This is a genomic window from Microcystis sp. M165S2 (assembly GCF_020245885.1).
GTDB lineage: Bacteria > Cyanobacteriota > Cyanobacteriia > Cyanobacteriales > Microcystaceae > Microcystis.
Window position 1 is genome coordinate 1 of sequence record NZ_JADBTZ010000264.1, and the last position, 5340, is coordinate 5340.

Annotated in this window: 6 protein-coding genes and 2 pseudogenes; 2 read left to right on the top strand and 6 right to left on the bottom strand. The window is 40.6% G+C overall.

Annotation, left to right across the window (positions count from 1 at the left end):
* Together IM479_RS13180 and IM479_RS13185 are read left to right on the top strand one after the other, a co-directional pair.
* The coding region (locus IM479_RS13180) for an Rpn family recombination-promoting nuclease/putative transposase (protein ID WP_287699454.1) at window positions 1–289 on the top strand (289 nt) is incomplete at its 5' end.
* Window positions 290–318: 29 nt separating this feature from the next.
* A pseudogene (locus tag IM479_RS13185) lies at window positions 319–492 on the top strand (DUF2887 domain-containing protein); the annotation flags it as partial.
* A 58-nt stretch (window positions 493–550) separates the two neighbouring features.
* Here IM479_RS13185 and grrA read toward each other — a convergent pair.
* From grrA to IM479_RS13215, 6 genes and pseudogenes are all read right to left on the bottom strand, one after another.
* Window positions 551–925, bottom strand: coding sequence for a GrrA/OscA1 family cyclophane-containing rSAM-modified RiPP (gene grrA, locus IM479_RS13190; protein WP_286827276.1), 375 nt, complete (start codon window positions 923–925; stop codon window positions 551–553).
* Window positions 926–939: 14 nt separating this feature from the next.
* A complete protein-coding gene (grrP, locus tag IM479_RS13195; RefSeq protein WP_012266460.1) occupies window positions 940–1839 on the bottom strand; it encodes an extracellular substrate binding-like orphan protein GrrP in 900 nt (299 codons plus the stop codon).
* 88 nt (window positions 1840–1927) lie between these two features.
* Window positions 1928–3097 (bottom strand): PQQ-dependent sugar dehydrogenase, encoded by a 1170-nt coding sequence (locus tag IM479_RS13200; protein WP_287684518.1) that lies wholly within the window; start codon window positions 3095–3097, stop codon window positions 1928–1930.
* A 73-nt stretch (window positions 3098–3170) separates the two neighbouring features.
* Entirely contained in the window at window positions 3171–4130 is a 960-nt protein-coding gene (locus tag IM479_RS13205) for a NodZ family protein (protein WP_287684517.1), read from the bottom strand.
* Window positions 4131–4188: 58 nt separating this feature from the next.
* Window positions 4189–4374: a hypothetical protein gene (locus IM479_RS13210; RefSeq protein ID WP_287673554.1), complete on the bottom strand. Its 186-nt coding sequence runs from the start codon at window positions 4372–4374 to the stop codon at window positions 4189–4191.
* A gap of 307 nt (window positions 4375–4681) precedes the next feature.
* Window positions 4682–5203: pseudogene (locus tag IM479_RS13215) on the bottom strand (restriction endonuclease); the annotation flags it as partial.
* Window positions 5204–5340 lie beyond the last annotated feature (137 nt).

Here is a 5340-nt window from a genome sequence, read left to right on the forward strand (position 1 = left end):
AAAACCGCAAGAACTCTTACAATTAATAGAGACGATTCTTGTTTATAAGTTACCGCTTCTCAATCGTCGGGAGATAGAAACTATGTTTAGTTTAGATGAATTAAAACAAACTCAGTATTTTCAAGATGTGCGCGAGGAAGCGCGTCAGGAAGGTCGTGAGCAAGGCAGACTAAACAAAGCATTAGAGGCGGTCCCTCGTTTGTTAGCCTTAGGGTTAAGTGTTGAGCAAGTCGCATCCGCGTTAGAGTTAGAGGTTGAACAGGTTAGAGCTATACAAAACGGGACATAAAAAATGCGATCGCCTTGTAAAATAAGAGCATGAAAACTGACACGATTTTTTATCAACTCTTGCAATCTTTCCCCTCTATCTTCTTTGAATTAATTCAACTCCCTATCAGCGAAGCGAATAACTACCGCTTTGACTCAGTGGAAGTCAAACAACTTTCTTTTCGTCTTGATGGAGTCTTTCTGCCGCAAAATAATCACCCTAGATTTAATCGTAAAACCGGGGTTGGGACGAGGATAAAGTTATCCCCTCACCCAACCTTACTTACCAACGATTTAAGAAACCGCCACCATTACCCCAGCGCGGTCGGGAATTAAAGAAACCGCCACCGTCAGACCAACCATTACGCCAGGGCCGCGCATTAACGAAACTACCACCGCGACCATCTACCCAACCACCGGCACGACTATTCCCCCAACCGCGATTGCCACCATCTCCCCAGCCTAAAGCTTGTAAACTAGGATCGGCAGTACCTTCCGGCAGTTGGTTAACCCGTTCGCGTACAGCGCTAGATAGACGACTTAAACGCGCTTCAATGGGATTAGCCTCGTCTGAGGCGGCCTGAGCGGTGCTAGTCAGACCGAAGGCAGATAAAGCGAGAAGAAAGCCGACTAAACCGGTTTTATTGCGAATATTCACCTGAATTTATGCTCCTATTTGGCTTCTTGGGGATTAATTTGGGCGTGTTCGATAACTTTGAAGGCAAAAAACCCCTTTAATAATTCTGGGGGGATGGGAACCATGCCTTGACTACCGAACCAGCGATCGATTTGACTAACGGTAGCCGTATCATTGGTGATGTAATCCTGCATCATTTTAACAATGGCATAGTTGACATCATCCAAAAAAGTAGAGTTATTTTCGGGAACCATGCAAGCGATGCCAAAATTAGCTAGAGCTTCTTCGGGGACGATTTCGTAGATTTTAGGGTTATCTCTCAGGATTGTTCCCGCTAAAGAAATGCTATCCCCCGCTATTGCGTCGATTTTACCGGTTTTTAAAGCTTCGATCGCTTCTTCTACGGTGCTGTAGGTAGTAACAATTGTCGCTTGCGGTTGTACTAATTTAATCACATCCACGGCCGCAGAAGTGGGAACCAAGGCGATGCGTTTACCGATTAGGGATTGAGGAGTGGAGAGATTGCTCCCTTTTTTAGCTAAAATCCTAATCCCAGAAATGCTGTAACTGATGGAAAAATCGACAACTTTCGCCCTTTCCCAAGTAAAAGCCGTACTACAAGCGATATCGATTTCCCCGCTACGAATGAGATTAATTTTCTCTCCGGGTTGATTAGCTTCAATCATTTGCAGGGTGACGGGACGACCGAGACGAGTTTCCAATCGTTTTCTAATTCGTTCTAACACATCCATAGAATAGCCGACTAATTCCCCTTTATCATCGATGTAGGAGTAGGGAATCGCATCAAAACGGGTTCCTACGGTCAAAAATCCCGTGCGAGCCACTTTTTCCACCACTGTTTCCGCTAAACTTGCACTAGCGAGGAACATAGGTAATATACAACCTAGTCCCACTAACTGTAAAATTTTCTTCATAAATCGAGTGCTTGCTCCCGTACAAACATAACTATACTAGAATTCGCTAAAAAATCTTCAAGGTTTCCATAATAATTTCTGTGAACTTTTACAAATTAGATGGCGGTTCAAGGCGAATTAATTGACCGTTACCTTCATCGGTGAGCAGGTATAAAAATCCGTCGGGACTTTGACGCACATCCCGCACCCTCTGACCGATGGGAATCGCTTCTTGATTGATAATTTCACCGGATTTATCCACTGACAGACGGCGAATATCCCTGGAAACTAAACCACCGGCGAATAAATTTCCCTGCCAATTAGGAAAGCGATTACCGGTATAAAAGACCAATCCCGAAGGAGCGATCGCAGGTGTCCAAATTGTTTTTGGATCGATCAGCCCGGGGCGAGATTTTTTGCTGGAAACTGGGGTATTAGTGCCGTACTCTTGACTGGCAGAAACCACTGGCCAACCGTAATTTTTACCTTTTTCAATTAAATTTAATTCATCCCCTCCTTTTGCTCCGTGTTCTGTTGCCCAGACTCTTTTAGTCATTGGATCAAAGCTGATTCCTTGAATATTCCGATGACCATAACTCCAAATTTTAGAACCCGCAAAAGGATTATCTTTAGGTAGAGAACCATCGTCATTGATGCGGATAATTTTACCTAAATGACTTTGCAGATTTTGGGACTGTTTTCTAATTAAATCTCCCGCTAATTGTAGGGGAGGATTACCCCCGTCCCCAATCGCTACCAATAAAGTGCCATCCGGTAGCCATAATAACCGCGAACCGAAGTGTTGAGAGCCGGTTTTTGCCTGGGAAACTTCAAAAATAACCTGCACATCTCGCAAACTTGTACCATCATAAACCGCACGAGCGACGCGGGTACGATTAGCCTCCTGGTCTCCGTGGGCATAAGTTAGATAAATCCAGCGATTTTGGGCAAATTGGGGATGAATTGCCACATCGAGCAGTCCTCCTTGTCCGACGGCAAAAACTTCGGGAACTCCAGCGATGGCTTTTGGGTCTAATTTACCCTCTCTAACCACTCTTAAACGACCGGGGCGCTCTGTGATCAGGATTTCCCCGTTAGGTAGCCAAACCATCGACCAAGGATGCTCTAAACCCTCGATTACGGTCACTTTTTGCCATTGATTGGTCTGGGAATTATTTGCCGAAGTTAATACATTTGTTCCTTGACAACTGGAGATAATTATGGTAAGCAAAACGCTAGATACTAAAGGCGAGAAAATGCGATTGAGAGAATTAAGCATTAGTTGGTAACTCCCCAAGTTTGCCATAGCATAGACATCATTAAGGTTGGTTCGGGTTAATTGCTCGTACAAACTATTTGGCAATACCTCTAATTTTCGCTTTTACTTTTTCAATGAATGAAGAAGAATTCACATCATGGAGATGTTGTTTACTCGCTTTACTTAGGATTGATGCCACTAAACCAAAGGAGGACTGTGAAGAAAAAATCAAATCATTACAACTGGCTAACAAATACATATCCATTAATGCTTCTCTGCCATTTTGAACGCGATCAGGACATTGATCCCAGTTCTGGTGCATTCTTTCTCCTGAGGGTGGAAACCATTTTGTGGTGGTGATAATATTTGCGAATTCCTGTTGAAATTTTCCAACAACTTCTTGAGAATCTGTAGACAAGAAAATGCTGTTAAATTTATTGTTTTTGTTGATTTTTTTAGTATTAGTAATTAGCTTATCTAAAGGAATCTTCATGTCTGTGTATCTGACATGAACGCCTAGGGTATTCACTCCAAAGTAAGATGATCTGAAATCTTCGATAGACTGAACAATTTCAGGTTTCAGGCTTAGATGAGAGTTTAATACCTGTTTGATAATAGTACGATCATCCATTTTTGCCAAGTAATCGAACTTGCCATGAAAAAGTTGTCTCATCTGGTTGATTTTATGAGTATAGGCACAGAAAACCAGAATCTCACTCTCATAATTTGTTCTAGATAATTCAACCGACATAGATTGATCCGAAATCCTTAAATCTTTTCTTAGTCCACCAAAAGATTGATCTAACTTATCAATCCATATCTCAGGATAGACAGACTTGCTATCAGGTATAGATTCTACTGAAGCGGTTTTTGGACAGTTAAAAAATAGAGGGAAGGAATTGATATTGTCATGACAATAAGTATTATCCCGCCAATCAATAACTAACTGGCGATTACTAATTTCACTATAGATTATTGCACCACAGGCGGCCAGAATTCGGTTTCCCATGCCAGAGGAACCTTTACAAATCAGAAATTTTCTAGAGCTATTCATATTTTCTATTAAGTATCTACTAAACTATAAACCTAGGCGACGGCGAGCTCTTTTCAAACTAAAGGGGGAGTGAGCCATAAATAGCTTCACAAATTCTAGGCGACTCAGATAGAGTCTGTTGGGTTAAACCCTTTAAAACTTCCTTGAGTAGATCGGGACGAGTAAAAACTGTTAAAATAACTGGCGGCAAAGGACTAGGTAAAGGCACCTCATCAAGAGACATTGGTAAATTTGTTAAATTCATAGACTACCGCAAAACAAAATTTTTAACATCTGTACAAATCACGCCCTATATATTAACACCTTAATTTGAGTTTGTCAAGCTTAATTACACTTCGATAACTCCCAGCTAGAATTGTTTGACCTTAACTTGAGAGAAAACTTTTATTATAATGTTCGGATATCCTATCTCCTTTTCATGACCACTTATTAACCGTAGCTTCCTATCCCTAGATAAAATTTTACAACCATAATCAGCGATTACTAAAAATCATATCCTTAAAAACCCCTATCGGTCATTAAAGAGATAGGGGATAATTATTTTAGATACTTTATGTTTTTTCTGACTTGCTTTTATAAGTATCTTGAGTCAGATAGCGGATGCGAGATTTCAGAAATTCAGCGACTCCATAAATTTCATCAAGACTGTCTATATTTGTGGTTGCTTCTTTACCAGTTTCGACATTATCGGGAATACTGATTGATTTCTTACCAGTTCTTTCATGGAAGCGCAGACGACAGACTGTTTTAGTTACTTTTCCATCTAAGTTGATACCAAAATAACTTCTAGTGTCTTTGAATTGAATGCGTGCGGTATTGATTTCTTCCCGTAGAATTGATTTAATAATGTAAAATCCTTCCAATTCTTCGGGGGTCGTATTAATTTTATCTTCCCCTGTTTCTTCTGGTGGAGTATCTTCTGCTGCTGATGTATCAGGAGGATTTGTTTCAGGTTCTTTTCCTAAAACTTCCTCAAATTTTTCTTTGATGATATCATTGATATACTCTTTGAGAGAACGCTTAATAATTTCTGTGAATTTGTCGACAACCGATGCAGTTTTCACACCAGAATAGGGAGCATCTCACTTATGCAATGAGTATTAATACTTATAGATGTCAACAACTAGAAAATCTTCAACTTGATCACAAAGAGAAATGAGATTATAATAGTTATAACTGACAATTCAGAATATATCTCGATGGGAGGAAT

Coding starts and splice junctions, on each gene's coding strand:
- grrP (WP_012266460.1), bottom strand. CDS start 1,839: ATGAAGAAAATTTTACAGTTAGTGGGACTAGGTTGTATATTACCTATG.
- IM479_RS13205 (WP_287684517.1), bottom strand. CDS start 4,130: ATGAATAGCTCTAGAAAATTTCTGATTTGTAAAGGTTCCTCTGGCATG.
- IM479_RS13210 (WP_287673554.1), bottom strand. CDS start 4,374: ATGAATTTAACAAATTTACCAATGTCTCTTGATGAGGTGCCTTTACCT.
- IM479_RS13200 (WP_287684518.1), bottom strand. CDS start 3,097: ATGCTTAATTCTCTCAATCGCATTTTCTCGCCTTTAGTATCTAGCGTT.